This window comes from Plantibacter sp. MDV22-iso1 (assembly GCF_058408345.1).
In genome coordinates this window covers 188235-203196 of record NZ_JBZVDY010000001.1, presented here as the reverse complement: position 1 = coordinate 203196, position 14962 = coordinate 188235, and the positions used below count along the sequence as shown (strand labels likewise).

At 69.0% G+C, this 14962-nt stretch carries 14 protein-coding genes; 6 read left to right on the top strand and 8 right to left on the bottom strand.

Features of this window, described 5'->3' with window-relative positions; genetic code table 11:
* Positions 1 to 31: 31 nt before the first annotated feature.
* The gene (locus AC4PMY_RS00925) at positions 32 to 232 is read right to left on the bottom strand and encodes a hypothetical protein (protein ID WP_064295136.1); all 201 of its coding nucleotides are present in this window, start codon (positions 230 to 232) and stop codon (positions 32 to 34) included.
* 282 nt (positions 233 to 514) lie between these two features.
* Between AC4PMY_RS00925 and AC4PMY_RS00920 the strand changes: the two genes are divergently transcribed.
* The 5 genes from AC4PMY_RS00920 to AC4PMY_RS00900 all read left to right on the top strand — a co-directional run bounded on the left by AC4PMY_RS00920 (position 515) and on the right by AC4PMY_RS00900 (position 5322).
* Positions 515 to 967 carry a single-stranded DNA-binding protein gene (locus AC4PMY_RS00920; RefSeq protein ID WP_064295163.1) on the top strand — a complete coding sequence of 151 codons (453 nt, stop codon included), beginning with the start codon at positions 515 to 517 and terminating at the stop codon, positions 965 to 967.
* A 22-nt stretch (positions 968 to 989) separates the two neighbouring features.
* Entirely contained in the window at positions 990 to 1514 is a 525-nt protein-coding gene (locus AC4PMY_RS00915; protein WP_231884329.1) for a DUF6993 domain-containing protein, read from the top strand.
* A gap of 105 nt (positions 1515 to 1619) precedes the next feature.
* Positions 1620 to 3065 (top strand): amino acid permease, encoded by a 1446-nt coding sequence (locus AC4PMY_RS00910; protein WP_082916015.1) that lies wholly within the window; start codon positions 1620 to 1622, stop codon positions 3063 to 3065.
* A 13-nt stretch (positions 3066 to 3078) separates the two neighbouring features.
* A complete protein-coding gene (ettA, locus tag AC4PMY_RS00905; protein ID WP_064295137.1) occupies positions 3079 to 4761 on the top strand; it encodes an energy-dependent translational throttle protein EttA in 1683 nt (560 codons plus the stop codon).
* An 87-nt stretch (positions 4762 to 4848) separates the two neighbouring features.
* Positions 4849 to 5322 (top strand): acyl-CoA thioesterase, encoded by a 474-nt coding sequence (locus AC4PMY_RS00900; RefSeq protein ID WP_064295138.1) that lies wholly within the window; start codon positions 4849 to 4851, stop codon positions 5320 to 5322.
* Between the two features lie 10 nt (positions 5323 to 5332).
* Here the strand turns inward: AC4PMY_RS00900 and AC4PMY_RS00895 are convergent, their stop codons facing one another.
* Positions 5333 to 6205, bottom strand: a complete 873-nt coding sequence (locus AC4PMY_RS00895) for an acyl-CoA thioesterase (RefSeq protein ID WP_064295139.1) — start codon at positions 6203 to 6205, stop codon at positions 5333 to 5335.
* 125 nt (positions 6206 to 6330) lie between these two features.
* Between AC4PMY_RS00895 and AC4PMY_RS00890 the strand changes: the two genes are divergently transcribed.
* Positions 6331 to 7011: a DUF8185 domain-containing protein gene (locus AC4PMY_RS00890; RefSeq protein WP_064295140.1), complete on the top strand. Its 681-nt coding sequence runs from the start codon at positions 6331 to 6333 to the stop codon at positions 7009 to 7011.
* 3 nt (positions 7012 to 7014) lie between these two features.
* Here AC4PMY_RS00890 and AC4PMY_RS00885 read toward each other — a convergent pair whose 3' ends face one another.
* From AC4PMY_RS00885 to pepN, 6 genes are all read right to left on the bottom strand, one after another.
* The gene (locus tag AC4PMY_RS00885) at positions 7015 to 8697 is read right to left on the bottom strand and encodes an FAD-binding dehydrogenase (RefSeq protein WP_491621787.1); all 1683 of its coding nucleotides are present in this window, start codon (positions 8695 to 8697) and stop codon (positions 7015 to 7017) included.
* A 55-nt stretch (positions 8698 to 8752) separates the two neighbouring features.
* Positions 8753 to 9181 carry a globin gene (locus AC4PMY_RS00880; RefSeq protein ID WP_491621786.1) on the bottom strand — a complete coding sequence of 143 codons (429 nt, stop codon included), beginning with the start codon at positions 9179 to 9181 and terminating at the stop codon, positions 8753 to 8755.
* Complete coding sequence (locus AC4PMY_RS00875) at positions 9178 to 10185, bottom strand: mechanosensitive ion channel family protein (protein WP_491621785.1); 1008 nt, start codon at positions 10183 to 10185, stop codon at positions 9178 to 9180. Before AC4PMY_RS00875 ends, AC4PMY_RS00880 begins: the two co-directional genes overlap by 4 nt.
* Positions 10186 to 10266: 81 nt before the next feature.
* Positions 10267 to 10941, bottom strand: a complete 675-nt coding sequence (locus AC4PMY_RS00870; RefSeq protein ID WP_064295144.1) for a response regulator — start codon at positions 10939 to 10941, stop codon at positions 10267 to 10269.
* Positions 10938 to 12227, bottom strand: coding sequence for a sensor histidine kinase (locus tag AC4PMY_RS00865; RefSeq protein WP_491621784.1), 1290 nt, complete (start codon positions 12225 to 12227; stop codon positions 10938 to 10940). The genes AC4PMY_RS00870 and AC4PMY_RS00865 overlap by 4 nt, the downstream gene beginning before the upstream one ends.
* 144 nt (positions 12228 to 12371) lie before the next feature.
* Entirely contained in the window at positions 12372 to 14915 is a 2544-nt protein-coding gene (gene pepN, locus AC4PMY_RS00860; protein WP_491621783.1) for an aminopeptidase N, read from the bottom strand.
* Positions 14916 to 14962 lie beyond the last annotated feature (47 nt).

Here is a 14962-nt window from a genome sequence, read left to right as displayed (position 1 = left end):
GGTTCGACGGGAACGGCGGGAGGGTCGCCGCTCAGTTGCGGAAGGCGTCGATGGCGACCGCGAGATCGCTGAAGCTGCCCAATGGGGCGTACCCGAGGACCGCCGGTCGGAACCGGTTGGCCCGGTACTCCGGAACGCCGTCCGCTCCGACGGCCTCGATGTTTCCGAGCACGCGGCCGTCGGGGGTCGTCACGCGCCAGTAGCCGGGACGGATGCTCAGGGCGTTGGGCATGGGACTCCTCCTGCGCTGGTGGGGTGATGCCGGACGGGGACTGCCGGCTGGTACTCGTCAGCGTATGCGGGGCCACCGACATCGGCCCTGGTCGGGGCGGAACGAGGGTCCTCCACAGCGAGGTGCGCGGTTGTGGACATCGACGAGGGTTGCCCGGCTCGACACAGGGCCTACGGGATCGGTGAGGCTGGCAGTGCGTCCGGGGTGGCGATCGGCACGGACCCGCCCCGGACGCTTCGGCGATCCACCGCCAGGATCGACGAACCGACAGGAGAGGAACCCATGAACGACCAGATCACCGTCTGCGGACACGTCGCGACAGACCCCAAGCACCATCGCACGACATCCGGGCTGGACATCACCAGTTTCCGCCTGGCGTCGCAGCAACGTCGGTACGACCAGAAGCAGGGCTCCTGGGTGGCGCAGGAGACGAACTGGTACACGGTGAGCGCCTTCCGTGGATTGGCGACCGCCTCCGCCACATCGATCGTCAAAGGACAACGTGTGATCGTGCTCGGTCGGTTGCGGATCCGCGACTGGGAGCAGGGTGAGCGACGAGGGACGTCGGTCGACATCGAAGCCGATCACATCGGGCCCGACATCGGCTGGCAGCCGAAGGGGGCCGTCGAGTCACCGGTCGGAGCTGGGGCGAGTCCGGCGTCCGCCGCATCCGAGTCGACCGGATCCGGAACCGGGGAGTGGGCGTCGGCGCCGCCGCAGGACACGCCGTTCTGACGCGCCACGTAGACTGCTCGACGTGCAGAAGAGCCTCCGCGACCGCCCCGCCTCAGCCGTCACTTCGATCCGTCGCCGCTCGTCGATCGCCGGCGTACGGGCCGGCGTGGTGCTCGGCCTGCTCGGCATCGTCGTGACGGGTTGCACCCAGCCCGCTCCCGAGCCGACGGCCACGCCGAGCCAGACGCCGACCGCCACTGAGACGACTCCGGCGGCGCCGGTGCTGCTCCCCGAGGGCACCGCCACCGACAACTTGCCGTTCTTCGACGCGGTCAACGCCGCCACGCTCGCCGCAAACCCCGCCGCTGGCGGCCAGGCGATCATCGACGGTCTCGTCGCCGCCGGCTTCCCGAAGGCGGAGATGGAGGTCTCCTCGGACACGACGAGCATCGGCGAGCCGGCCGACTCGATCCAGTTCGCCATCCGGTGGCAAGGACAATGCATCCTCGGGCAGAACGGGCCGGCGACGGGATACCACTCGTCGGTGGTGTCGCAGCTCGACACCGGGCGATGCCTCGTCGGGGTCACCCGCGCGATCGACTGGTAGAGCCGCTGACCACTCCCGGGCTGGTGCGAGCTGTGAGCATGCCATAACCTGACATTTCAGATATCGCCACCTCCTGGGTGGCTCGATCCGGAATCGAGGGCCCGCATGACCGCCAACCCATCACCGGGCGGGGAACCTGCCACCGAGGCCGTCTTCCTGGCCGACGGACGTCTCGCCGTCGCTCCTGCGGCGCTGGCGCACACACTCAAGCCTCGTCACCTGGCGCTGATCGCCCTCGGTGGCATGATCGGCGCCGGGCTCCTCGTGGCGTCGAGCACGGCGATCCTCGCAGCGGGGCCCGGCGTGATCCTCGCGTACGCCCTGGCCGGCGTGGTCGTGGTGCTCGTCATGCGCATGCTGGGGGAGATGGCCTCCGCGTCGCCCGAGACCGGGTCGTTCTCCGCCTACGCCTCGCGATTCATCGGACCCTGGGCCGGTCTCGCGATCGGATGGCTCTACTGGTGGTTCTGGGTCGTGGTCGTCGGCATCGAGGCGACCGCCGCAGCGCAGATCGTGAGCCAGTGGGTGCCCGGTCTCCCGCAATGGATCCCGGCGCTCGTCATCACCGTCGCGTTCCTCGCGGCCAACCTCGTCTCGGTGAAGTCCTTCGGTGAGTTCGAGTTCTGGTTCTCGTCGATCAAGATCGCGGCCGTGATCCTGTTCATCGCGCTCGGATCGCTCATCATCGTCGGCGTCGTCCCGACCGAGACGGCGACCGTCGCCAACCTCGCTCCGACCGACGGGGGCTTCCTGCCGTTCGGCATCGGCGGCGTCCTGGCGGCCCTGCTGCCGATCATCTTCTCGATGTTCGGTGCCGAGGTCGCCACGATCGCGGCAGGAGAATCGGTGGACCCGAAGGGTGCCGTCCGGCGAGCGGTGAACTCGGTCGTCTGGCGGATCCTGTTGTTCTACATCGGCTCGATCCTGGTCGTCCTCATCGTGGTGCCGTGGACGGAGATCACGCCGGGGATCAGCCCCTTCGTCACCATGCTGCACGCCGCCGGGATCCCCGGTGCCGGGGTGGCGATGGACATCATCGTCTTCACAGCCCTGTTGTCGACGCTCAACGCGTCGCTGTACACAGCGTCGCGCATGCTGTTCTCGCTTGGGGGCCGCGGGGAGGCCCCGCGAGCGGTCCGCGCGACGACGCGACGCGGCACGCCGGCGGTCGCGATCCTGTGCTCGGCCGTCGTCGGGCTCGTATGCGTCCTGTTGAACTACCTCGCACCGGACGAGGTCTTCACGTTCCTCGTCAACTCCACCGGCGCGATCGCGATCTTCGTGTGGATCGTGATCGCCATCGCCCAACTGCGCAGCCGACGGTTCGACCAGGTCTCGGCGTCGGAGAGCAGCGACCGCGTCGGCGGGATCCGCATGTGGGGACACCCGTGGCTCACGGTCATGGTCGTCGTCGCGCTCGTCGCGCTGCTGGTGTCGATGTTCTTCGGCGGACCCGCCCGGCTCCTCGAGGTGACGACGAGTTGCGCGATCGCGGCGGCGGCCGTCGTCGCGGGCGTCGTCGTGCAGCGCAAACGACGGGTCCGGCCGTAGACTGGACGGCGACATGGCTGAATACATTTACTCGATGGTCCGCGCCCGCAAGGCGGTCGGCGACAAGCTCATCCTCGACGACGTGACGATGGCGTTCCTGCCCGGAGCGAAGATCGGCGTCGTCGGCCCGAACGGTGCCGGTAAGTCCACGATCCTGAAGATCATGGCGGGGATCGACACCCCCTCGAACGGCGAGGCGAAGCTCACGCCGGGCTTCAGCGTCGGCATCCTCATGCAGGAGCCGGAACTCGACGAGGACAAGACGGTGCTCGAGAACGTCCAGGAGGGCGTCGGCGAGATCAAGGGCAAGATCGACCGCTTCAACGAGATCTCGCTCGCGATGGCCGAGCCCGACGCCGACTTCGACGCCCTGCTCGCCGAGATGGGCGTGCTGCAGGAGGCGATCGACGCCGCTGACGCCTGGGACCTCGACTCGCAGCTGGAGCAGGCGATGGACGCCCTGCGCTGCCCGCCGTCCGACGCCACGGTCGCCCACCTCTCCGGTGGTGAGAAGCGTCGTGTCGCACTCTGCAAGCTCCTCCTGCAGAAGCCCGACCTCCTGCTCCTCGACGAGCCCACCAACCACCTCGACGCCGAGAGCGTGCTCTGGCTCGAACAGCACCTCGCCCAGTACGCGGGCGCCGTGCTCGCCGTCACCCACGACCGGTACTTCCTCGACCACGTCGCGGAGTGGATCTGTGAGGTGGACCGCGGTCGCCTGTACCCCTACGAGGGCAACTACTCCACCTACCTCGAGAAGAAGGGCGAGCGCCTCAACGTCCAGGGCAAGAAGGACGCGAAGCTCGCCAAGCGCCTCGCGAGCGAACTCGAGTGGGTCCGCAGCAACGCGAAGGGCCGCCAGGCGAAGTCGAAGGCGCGTCTCGCTCGCTACGAGGAGATGGCGACGGAGGCCGAGCGCACCAGGAAGCTCGACTTCGAAGAGATCCAGATCCCCGCCGGTCCGCGACTCGGCTCGACGGTCCTCGAGGCCAAGAAGCTCGAGAAGGGCTTCGACGGACGCGTCCTCATCAACGACCTCTCCTTCAGCCTCCCGCGCAACGGCATCGTCGGCATCATCGGCCCCAACGGTGTCGGTAAGACCACGCTGTTCAAGACCATCGTCGGCATCGAGCCGCTCGACGCCGGCGAGCTCAAGGTCGGCGAGACCGTGAAGCTCTCCTATGTCGACCAGTCCCGCGGGGGCATCGACCCCAACAAGACGCTCTGGGAGGTCGTGTCCGAGGGGCTCGACTACATCCAGGTCGGCAACCAGGAGATCCCGTCCCGCGCCTACGTGTCGACGTTCGGATTCAAGGGCCCGGACCAGCAGAAGAAGGCGGGTGTCCTCTCCGGTGGTGAGCGCAACCGCCTGAACCTCGCGCTGACGCTCAAGCAGGGCGGCAACCTCCTGCTGCTCGACGAACCGACCAACGACCTCGACGTCGAGACGCTCTCGAGCCTCGAGAACGCACTCCTCGAGTTCCCGGGTTGTGCCGTGGTCATCACCCACGACCGGTGGTTCCTCGACCGCATCGCGACGCACATCCTGGCGTACGAGGGTACCGAGGAGAACCCGTCGAACTGGCACTGGTTCGAGGGCAACTTCGAGTCCTACGAAGAAGACAAGATCAAGCGCCTCGGACCGGACGCGGCCAAGCCGCACCGCTCCGCGTACCGCAAGCTCACGCGCGACTAGGACTCGTGCGAACGGCCCATCGGCTTCTGCCGGTGGGCCGTCGTCCGTTTACGACCCGTACGTCCCCGACCCACGGAGGGCCCAGCAATGACCAGACTCCACGTGCCGATCCCACTGCGGTGGGGCGACCTCGACGCCTTCAACCACGTCAACAACGCTTCGATGCTCAAGCTGCTGGAGGAGGCGCGTGTCCGCGTCTTCTGGATCCCGACGTTGGCGTCGGAGGACGTGCCGCCGACCGCGGTCATCGACGCGAGCCTCGAGGCCGAGACGCTGACGCTCGTGGCGCACCAGGAGATCGAGTACCTGGCCCCGATCCCGTACCAGCGCGATCCGCTCGACGTCCAGCTCTGGATGGGCAAGATCGGCGGGGCCAGCCTGCAGGTCGCGTACGAGGTGTACTCGCCGCTGGGCGGGGCATCTCAGACGCTGTACGCCCGAGCGTCGACGACGGTCGTCATGGTGGACGCCAAGACCCTCAAGCCGCGCCGGATCTCGGACGTCGAACGTGCCGCATGGGAGCCGTTCCTCGAGGATCCGATCGAGTTCTCGCGACGCTGAGCGACCCCGGTCACCGAGGTTTCGGGAATCGCACCATGCCCTCCTGGGCGACGCTCGCGACGAGGCGACCCGCCCGATCGTAGATGCGCCCGAGGGACAGACCTCTTCCGCCGGTGGCGCTCGGGGAATCCTGCAGGTAGAGCAGCCATTCGTCCACGCGCGCGGGACGGTGCCACCACATGGCGTGGTCGAGACTGGCGATCTTGATGCCGGGCGTGGCCCACGGAACGCCGTGACGACGGAGCACCGGCTCCAGGATCGTGTAGTCACTCGCGTAGGCGAGCGCGGCACGGTGCAGCGCCGGGTCGTCGGGCAGGTCTTCGATCGTCTTGAACCACACCGCTTGCCGGGTGGTCCGCTCGCCCTCCACCCGGAGGTAGACGGGGGAGCCGACGTGTCGGAGGTCGAAGGGGCGTCCCGTCGCCCACGCCTCGGCCGCCGGGTGGTCGATCCCGCTGAGGAGCTCGGCGGCTGACGGGAGCGTCTCCGGGTCCGGGATCCCGTCGGGCAGCTCGATCTGATGCTCCGGACCCTCGTCCTGGGTCTGGAAGGACGAGATCATCGAGAGGATCGGCACCCCGTTCTGGTAGGCCTGGGTGCGCCTGGTGGCGAACGAGCGTCCATCGTGGATGCGGTCGACCGCGAAGGTGATCGGCAGGTCGACGTCGCCCGGTCGGAGGAAGTACCCGTGCATCGAGTGGATGATGCGCTCGGCGTCGACGGTCCGGGTCGCGGCGACGACGGACTGGGCGAGCACCTGACCACCGAAGACCCGCCCCTGTGGCATCCATTGCGACGGACCGGTGAAGATGTCCTCGTCGGTCCGGACACCGGGAGCACTGAGGTCCAGCGCGGTCAGCAGGGAGTGGATCGGTTCCTTCACGCGAACACGCCTTTCATCCGGGGTCGAGGCTCGGTCGTCGATGCCCGACCCGACCCGCCGAGTCTATCCAGGCCCCGGCGGCGCGGTGCCGGAGCGCACGCGGCGGTGGCGTAGATTGAGAGGAGATGTCCACCACCTTGCAGCTCCTCGACGCCACCTCGCTCGCCGACCTCCGCACCTTCCTCGCACGCGCCGCCCGGATCGACGACTCCGGCGTGCGACTCCTGGCCGCCGGGGACGTCTTGGCGGTCTCCGCTCCGGTGCTACACCCGCAGGGTCTGCTCGACCGGAGTCCGACGATCATCGGGATGCGTACCTTCGCACTCGCCGAACCCGCCACGGCCGACGTCCTCGCGACCCCGCGTGAACTCATCGACCGCATCGTCCGCACGCTCGGCGGCGTCGCTGCCGAGGACCTGGTCGCGGATGCTCGCGAGACCGTGCCGCTCGAGCTGCCGCCGTCCACGAGGACGGCTCCGTGGGTCGGACAGGCGCCGCCGCGTGGCGGCTGGGAACGCGCGGGCGACGTGGACACCATCGAGCTCGAACTCGTCGCCAGGACCGGGGCCTCGGAGATCGCCGAGACGCTCCCCACGGCGGTGGGCGATCAGATCGTCCAGAAGGTGCGGTCGCAGGTCTGGTCCCGGCCCCTCGGCGACGGCCACGGACTCCCGACCGGTGCCGCGTTCGCCGCGGTGGGCCTCGGCTTCATCGCCGAGCCGGAGCGTGCGGCCGTCTTCCGCTCAGGCGGATGGGTCCGCTTGAGCACCCGACGCGGGCATGTGCTCGCGGGTGCCGTGTCCTGATCCTCAGCCGGCGGCCATCGCGCGGCCGGCGGTCCGACCGCTGAACAGACAGCCGCCGAGGAAGGTCCCCTCGAGCGCGCGATAGCCGTGGATCCCTCCACCGCCGAAGCCGGCCGCCTCACCGGCGGCGTAGAGACCGGGCACCGGGTTCCCGTCGGGACCGAGGACCCGGCTCGCGAGGTCGGTCTCGAGCCCACCGAGGCTCTTGCGGGTCAGCACATGCAGCTTCACCGCGATGAGCGGTCCGGCCTTCGGATCGAGGAGCCGATGCGGCGCGGCGACGCGGATGAGTTTGTCGCCCCGGTAGGAGCGGGCGCCGCGGAGCGCCGTGATCTGCAGGTCCTTCGTGAACGGGTTGTCGATCTCGCGATCGCGGGCCTCCACCTCGGCGATGACGTTCGCCGCATCGATGGGCGTCTCCGGGCTCAGCTCCTGCATGCCGGCGACCAGCTCGGTGAGCGTGTCTGCGACGACGAAGTCAGCGCCGTGTTCCTTGAACGCCTCGACGGGGCCGGGCGCTCCCGGACCGATGCGCTTCGCGAGCAGCCCGAGGTCCTTCCCGGTGAGGTCGGGGTTCTGCTCGCTCCCCGACAGCGCGAACTCCTTCTCGATGATCCGCTGGGTCAGCACGAACCAGCTGTGGTCGTGGCCGGTGGCACGCAGGTGCGCGAGGGTACCGAGCGTGTCGAAGCCCGGGAAGAGCGGCACCGGGAGCCGCTTCCCGGTCGCGTCGAACCAGAGCGACGACGGCCCCGGCAGGATCCTGATGCCGTGCTGCGGCCAGATCGGATCCCAGTTGGTGATGCCTTCGACGTAGTGCCACATCCGGTCGCCGTTGATGAGATGCCCGCCCGCGCGCTCGCTGATCGCCAGCATGCGTCCGTCGACGTGCGCAGGGACACCGGAGAGCATGGTCGTCGGCGGCGTCCCGAGCCGGGCCGGCCACTGTTCGCGGACGAGGTCGTGGTTCCCTCCGATGCCACCGCTCGCGACGAGCACCGCGGGCGCCCTGCACGAGAACTCGCCGACGACGTCGCGTGAGCTCGGAGCCCCACGCTCGGCATGCGACGGGGCGAGCACGGAGCCGCGTACGCCGACGACCGCGCCGTCTTCGGTGAGCAGCTCGTCCACACGGTGCCGGAAGTGAGCCGACACCGTGCCGTCCTCGACGCCGGCGCTCACCCGTCGGACGAAGGGCTCGACGACACCGGGTCCGGTGCCCCAGGTGATGTGGAAGCGGGGAACGGAGTTGCCGTGGCCGATGGCGCCGTAACCGCCCCGTTCCGCCCAGCCGACGACCGGGAAGAACCGCACGCCCTGGTCGTGGAGCCAAGCGCGCTTCTCGCCCGCGGCGAAATCGAGGTAGGCCTCTGCCCAGCGCCTGGGCCAGTGGTCCTCGGGGCGGTCGAACGCTGCTGCGCCGAACCAGTCCTGGGTCGCGAGCTCGAGCGAATCACGGACGCCGAGGTGGCGCTGTTCTGGGGAGTCGACCAGGAACAGGCCGCCGAACGACCAGTGCGCCTGGCCTCCGAGGTTCGACTCCGGCTCCTGTTCGAGCAGGATGACCCGCTTACCGGCGTCGATGAGCTCTGCGGCGGCGACGAGCCCGGCCAGCCCGCTGCCGATCACGATCGCGTCGGCCTCGGTTCGATCAGCGGACGGATTGGGAGGGACGGCTGCTGGCATCTGTTGACTCCTTCGGCACGGACGTGCGTCCGATCCTACGACCGCGCGGCCGGAATCAGAGGAGACTGCGGCGCGGTGCCCCTGGATCCTCGTCGAAGGTGTTGACCATGGCGTGGGCTGCCCGCTCGAGGTAGTCCCAGAGCGTCGTCTCGTGCACCGGCGCGAGGTCGAGGCTGTCGACGGCGGCGCGCATGTGCAACAGCCAGCGGTCGCGAGCGTCGGGGTTCACGTGGAAGGGCTGGTGCCGGAGCCGGAGACGCGGGTGACCGCGTTCGGCGCTGTAGGTGCCCGGCCCACCCCAGTACTGCTCGAGGAAGAGCATCAGCCGGTCGGCCGCCGGACCGAGGTCCTCCTCGGGGTACATCGGTTTCAGGACGGGGTCGCCGGCCACGCCGCGGTAGAACTCGTCCACGAGGGCCTTGAAGGTGGCGTGTCCACCGACCTGCTCGTAGAAGGACGTGCCTGGTGCCTGGGAGTCGGTCACTGCTGCCCTCTCGGGGGTCGCTTGGTCTTCGGCGCCCGTGGCGGGACCACCGTGGTCGGGTGGGTGCGCGGGGGACGCGAACCGGTCACGCTTGCGGCACCCTCGAAACCCGAGAGGACGATGCTGTTGAGCGACGGCAGCTTGACGTCCATCTCGTCGACGGCCCGCTTCAACCGCATCCGAAGTTCGCGAGCCACGTCGTCCTTGGCACTCGTGCGCGTCTTGATGACCAGGCGTATGACGAGTGCGTCGCCCGAGATCGACTCGAGACCCCACAGCTCGGGCTTCTCGAGGATGCGGGAGCGCCACTTGGGGTCGTGTGCGAGTTCGTTCGCCGTGTCGAGCATGCGCTCCTGGACGGCCTCGACGTCGGTGTCGTACGGGATCGCCAGGTCGATGATGACCCGCGACCAGCCCTGCGACATGTTGCCGACCCGCAGGATCTCGCCGTTGCGGACGAACCAGAGCGTGCCGTTGACGTCGCGTACCTGGGTGATGCGGATGCCGACGGTCTCGACGACGCCGGTGGCGGGTCCGAGGTCGACCACGTCGCCCACGCCCAGTTGGTCCTCGACCACCATGAACAGGCCGTTCAGGATGTCCTTGACGATGTTCTGCGCGCCGAAACCGAGACCGGCACCCACCGCGGCCGTCAGCAGCGCGAAGGAGCCGATGATGCTCGGGTCGATGACGTTGACGACGAGGATGGCCGCGACGATGACGATCGTGACGTTGACGATGTTGCTGAGCACGGTGCCGAGGGTCCGTGTGCGTTGGACGAGTCGGACGGCGGCGAGCGGCGAGGCGAGCAGCGATTGCGTGTCGGTGACGTCGGCGCTCTTCTTGACGCCGCTCACGATGCGGCCGACGACGCGTCGGATGACGAATCGGAGTACCCATGCGGCGGCGAACGCCAGGCCGATCACGATCACCACGCCGATGATCTTCCACCCCGCCGTCCAGAGGAAGGCGGTCACGTCAGGCCAGATCTCATCCCAGTTCATATGGGCCTCAGTGTATCGAGCGACTCGGAGTGAACCGTGTGAGCCGCCCGAGTGCGAGCCGGACGGTGCCTGCGTGGACGGTCATGGACGCACGAGTCCGTGCTTGTAGGCGAAGATGACGGCCTGCACGCGGTCGCGCAGCTGCAGCTTCATGAGCACGCGACCGACGTGCGTCTTCACCGTCGACTCGGAGAGGACGAAGTGGGCGGCGATCTCCGCGTTGCTCAGCCCCTCCGCCATGGCGACGAGGATGTCGTGCTCCCGCGGTGTCAGCTCGGCGAGTTCTGCTGCCGAGCCGTCCTCGGCGGCCGCGGGGGTGCCGGGGAGGGCCGTCGCGAAGAGTTCGAGCATCCGCTTCGTGATGCGGGTCGAGACGGCGGCGTCGCCGGCGTGGACCGCGCGGATCGCGGACGTCAGCTCGTTCGGCAGGGCGTCCTTCAGGAGGAAGCCGCTCGCGCCGGCCCGCAGCGCTCCGAAGGCGTACTCGTCGAGGTCGAAGGTCGTCAGGATGATGATGCGGCTGTCGGGGTTCGCGGCGACGATCCTCCTGGTCGCCTCGATCCCGTCGAGTCCCGGCATCCGGACGTCCATGAGTATCACGTCCGGCCGCAGGGTGGCGGCGAGGAGGATCGCCTCGGCGCCGTTCGAAGCCTCACCGACCACGTCCAGATCGTCCTCCGCGCCGAGCACGAGACCGAATCCGAGCCGGATGAGCTGTTGGTCGTCGACGAGCAGGATGCGGACGGGATCGGTCATGGTGTGGTTCCTCGTGGTTCGGTGGTCGGCGGAGCCGTTCTCGTCGGACGTGGTTCCAGTGGCAGGACGGCATGGACGCGCCACAGTCGATCGCCGACGGCTCCGGCGGTGACCTGACCCCCTTGGAACGCGACGCGTTCGCGGAGGCCCAGCAAGCCCTGGCCGGCGCCGAGCGACGGCGCGTCCGGAATGGACCCGTCGTTCTCGACGATGAGCTCGAGGTGCTCGTCGTCGGTGGTGATGACGACGTCGACGCGCTTCGGCCGCTCCGAGTACCGCAGCGCGTTCGTGAGGGCCTCCTGCGTGATGCGGTGCACGGCGAGCAGGATCGACGGGTCGTCCGTCGACGGCCCGGAGGCGGTGAGGGCGACCGGCAGACCGAGTCCGCGGAAGGTCTCGACGAGCGCGGGGATCGACGCGGCGTCGGGTTGCGGAGCGAGGGGCGCGCTGCCCGTCTCACGGAGGACCCCCAGCATGCGTCGCATGTCGACGAGGGAGCTCCGGGCGGCGTCGGTGACAGCGGTCATGGCGGATCGGGACGCCGTCGGGTCCTTCGTCGCCAGGGCCCCCTCGCTCAGTGCGACGATGACGGTGAGACTGTGGGAGACGATGTCGTGCATCTCGCGGGCGATGCGGGTCCGCTCGGCGACGGCGGCGAGCTGGGCCTGCTGGTCGCGCTCGCGGGCCAGCTGCGCCGCCCGATCGACGAGGGCTTCGACGTACCGTTTGCGATTGCCGACGTTGATCCCGATCAGCAGCCCGAAGAGCGCGAAGAGGACGACCGAGATGATGGTCTGCTGCGGCTCTCCCGGTGCGTGTGGCGCGGCCCAGGGCAGGAAGGGTGCGAGGACGGCGACGATCGCGGCGGCGGCGAAGGCCTGCCAGCCCAGTGCGACGGTCCGGTACACGGCCACGGAGTACAGCAGGATCGGCACCGCGAACGCGTCGACGCCCACCGTCTGCGCGACCGAGACGAGCCCGACGACGATGACGAGCACGGCCATCGCGAGCGGACGCCGTCGCCTGAGCAGGACGGCGAGCGTCGTGACGCCCACGATCGCGACGGCGAGGGCGATGCGACCGGGCTGGGCCGCCAGGTCGACGTCGAACCACTCGACGGTGCTGACCGAGAGCGCGACGAGCAGGTACCCGGCGGCGATGAGCGAGTCGGCGGTCCACGGATGCCTCGACCACCAGCGTCGGACGACCCCGGGCGGGCGCGGGAGCATCAGTGCGGCTTCCGTCGCGGCCCGGTCCGGGGCGGAGGAGGGCTTCCGAGTGGTCACGACGAGGACGACCCTGAGGGTCGGTCGTCGTTCACTGGTCGGCGCATCCCTCCAGGATACGGAGAACCCCTCCACAGCGGGTCGTGCCGTGGAGGGGTTCTCTCCAGAGGATCCTGGTACCGGAGTGCTATCCGGCCGAGTGGATCATGCGGCATCCCGTGCCTGTGCCGCGAGTGCCCGCTCGACCCCGGCGAGGGCTTCGACGAGCATGCGTCGGAGTGCCGGGACATCGGCGTTGGCGTCCAACCACGCGCGGGTGCAGTCGCGGAGCTCGGTGGAGGCGAGCGCCGCCGGGTAGAGCCCCTCGACGATGTACTCGGCGATCTTGTAGCTGCGCGACTCCCAGACCGAGGTGAGCGCGGCGAAGTACGGCTCGACGAGCGGCTGCAGGACGGCCGGGTCGATGACATGTCCGAACCCGAGACCGACGTTCCGGACGATCGCGTTCGGCTGGTCGTCGTGCTCGACGACCGAGTCGAACGCTGCACGCTTGCCCTCGACGGTGGGGATCGTCGCCCGTGCGCGAGCGGCCGCCTGCGCACCGTTCGCCGTGTTGTCCTCGGCGAGCGCCGCGTCGATGTCCGAACCGTCCGCGAGACCGAGGAGGACCAGGCCCTCGAGGAGCTCCCAGCGGAGGTCGGTGTCGATCTCCAGGCCCGGGAGTGCCGCGGAGCCGTCGCGCAGCGCACGCAGGTGCTCGCCGTGCTCGGGGGTCGAGGCGAGGGCGGCGAAGAACTTCACGAACTGGAACTGCGCGTCCGAGCCGGCCTCAGCCTCCTGGGCGAGCGTCCAGAGCGCGTCGCCGACCCGTGAGACGGTCGCCAGGCGGCGTTCCGGAGCGACGTAGTTGCGCGCGGCCAGACCGAGCTGGCCGAGCGTCGTGCGCAGGGTCGTCGACTCGGTCTCCGTGGCGATGTTCCCGAGGACGAGCTCCACGTAGTCGGAGGCGCTCGACTCGGCGTCGCGGGTCGCGTCCCAGGCGGCGCCCCAGACCAGCGAGCGTGCGAGCGGGTCCTCGATCGAGGCGAGGTGGCCGATCGCCGTCGCGAGCGACCGCTCGTCGAGGCGGATCTTCGCGTAGGCGAGGTCGTCGTCGTTCAGCAGCACCAGGTCGGGCTGCGTCTCACCGAGGAGCTCCGGCACCTCGGTGAGTGCACCGTCGACGTCGAGTTCGACGCGTCGGGTGCGGACGAGCTTGCCGTCCTGCAGTCGGTACAGGCCGATGGCGAGGCGGTGCGGACGCAGCGTGTCGTAGTCCGCGGGGACCGTCTGACGGACGGCGAACGCGGTGAACGCGCCGTCGGCGTCGACGGTGAACTCCGGGCTCAACGTCCCGACCCCGGCGGTCTCGAGCCACAGCTTCGACCACTCGCGGAGGTCACGGCCGCTCGTCGCCTCGAGCTCGACGAGCAGGTCGTCGAGCACCGTGTTGCCGAACTCGTGCTTGCGGAAGTAGTTGCCCACGCCGGCGAAGAACGCCTCGATGCCCACCCAGGCGGCGAGCTGCTTCAGGACGGAGCCGCCCTTGGCGTAGGTGATGCCGTCGAAGTTGACCTGGACGTCCTCGAGGTCGTTGATGGTCGCGACGATGGGGTGCGTCGACGGCAACTGGTCCTGGCGGTAGGCCCAGGTCTTCTCCATCGCGTTGAACGTCGTCCACGCCTCGGTCCACTCGGTGGCCTCTGCGGTGGCGATCGTCGAAGCCCATTCGGCGAACGACTCGTTCAACCACAGGTCGTTCCACCACTTCATGGTGACGAGGTCGCCGAACCACATGTGGGCGAGCTCGTGCAGGATCGTGACGACCCGGCGCTCCTTGATCGCGTCGGTCACCTTCGAGCGGAACACGTAGGTCTCGGTGAAGGTCACCGCGCCGGCGTTCTCCATCGCGCCCGCGTTGAACTCGGGGACGAAGAGCTGGTCGTACTTCTCGAACGGGTAGGGGTACGCGAACTTCTCCTCGTAGTACGCGAAGCCCTGACGCGTCTTCTCGAAGATGTAGTCGGCGTCGAGGTACTCCGCCAGGCTCTTCCGCGCGAAGACACCCAGCGGGATGGTCCGGCCGTCGCTCGAGGTGAGCTCGCTGCGCACCACGTCGTACGGGCCGGCCACGATCGCGGTGATGTAGGAGGAGATGCGCTGCGTGGGTGCGAAGCTCCAGGTCGCCGCGCCGTCGTGCGCCGGTGCCGGCTCGGGCGTGGGCGAGTTGCTGACGACCTGCCAGGCCGCGGGCGCCGTGATCGTGAAGGTGAACGTCGCCTTCAGATCGGGCTGCTCGAACACCGCGAACACCCGACGGGAGTCCGGCACCTCGAACTGGCTGTACAGGTACACCTCGCCGTCGACGGGGTCGACGAATCGGTGGAGGCCCTCACCGGTGTTGGTGTACTCGGCGTCCGCGTCGACGACGAGCACGTTCTCCGCAGCGAGGCCGTCGAGCTGGATGCGCACGCCGTCGGAGACGGTCGACGGGTCGAGCTCGACGCCGTTCAGCGTGACGGAGTGGACGGTGCGCGTCATGGCGTCGATGAAGGTCGAAGCACCGGGTTCACCGGTGAAGCGGACCGTCGTGGTGCTGCGGAACACCTCGGGACCGGTCGTGAGGTCGAGCACGACCTCGTAGCTCGACGTGTCGACGAGCGCCCTGCGCTCCTGGGCTTCGACTCGGGTGAGGTTCTCTCCTGGCACAACTGCTCCCTGGTGTTGATGGACACGTGACGTGTGAACTGCACGTG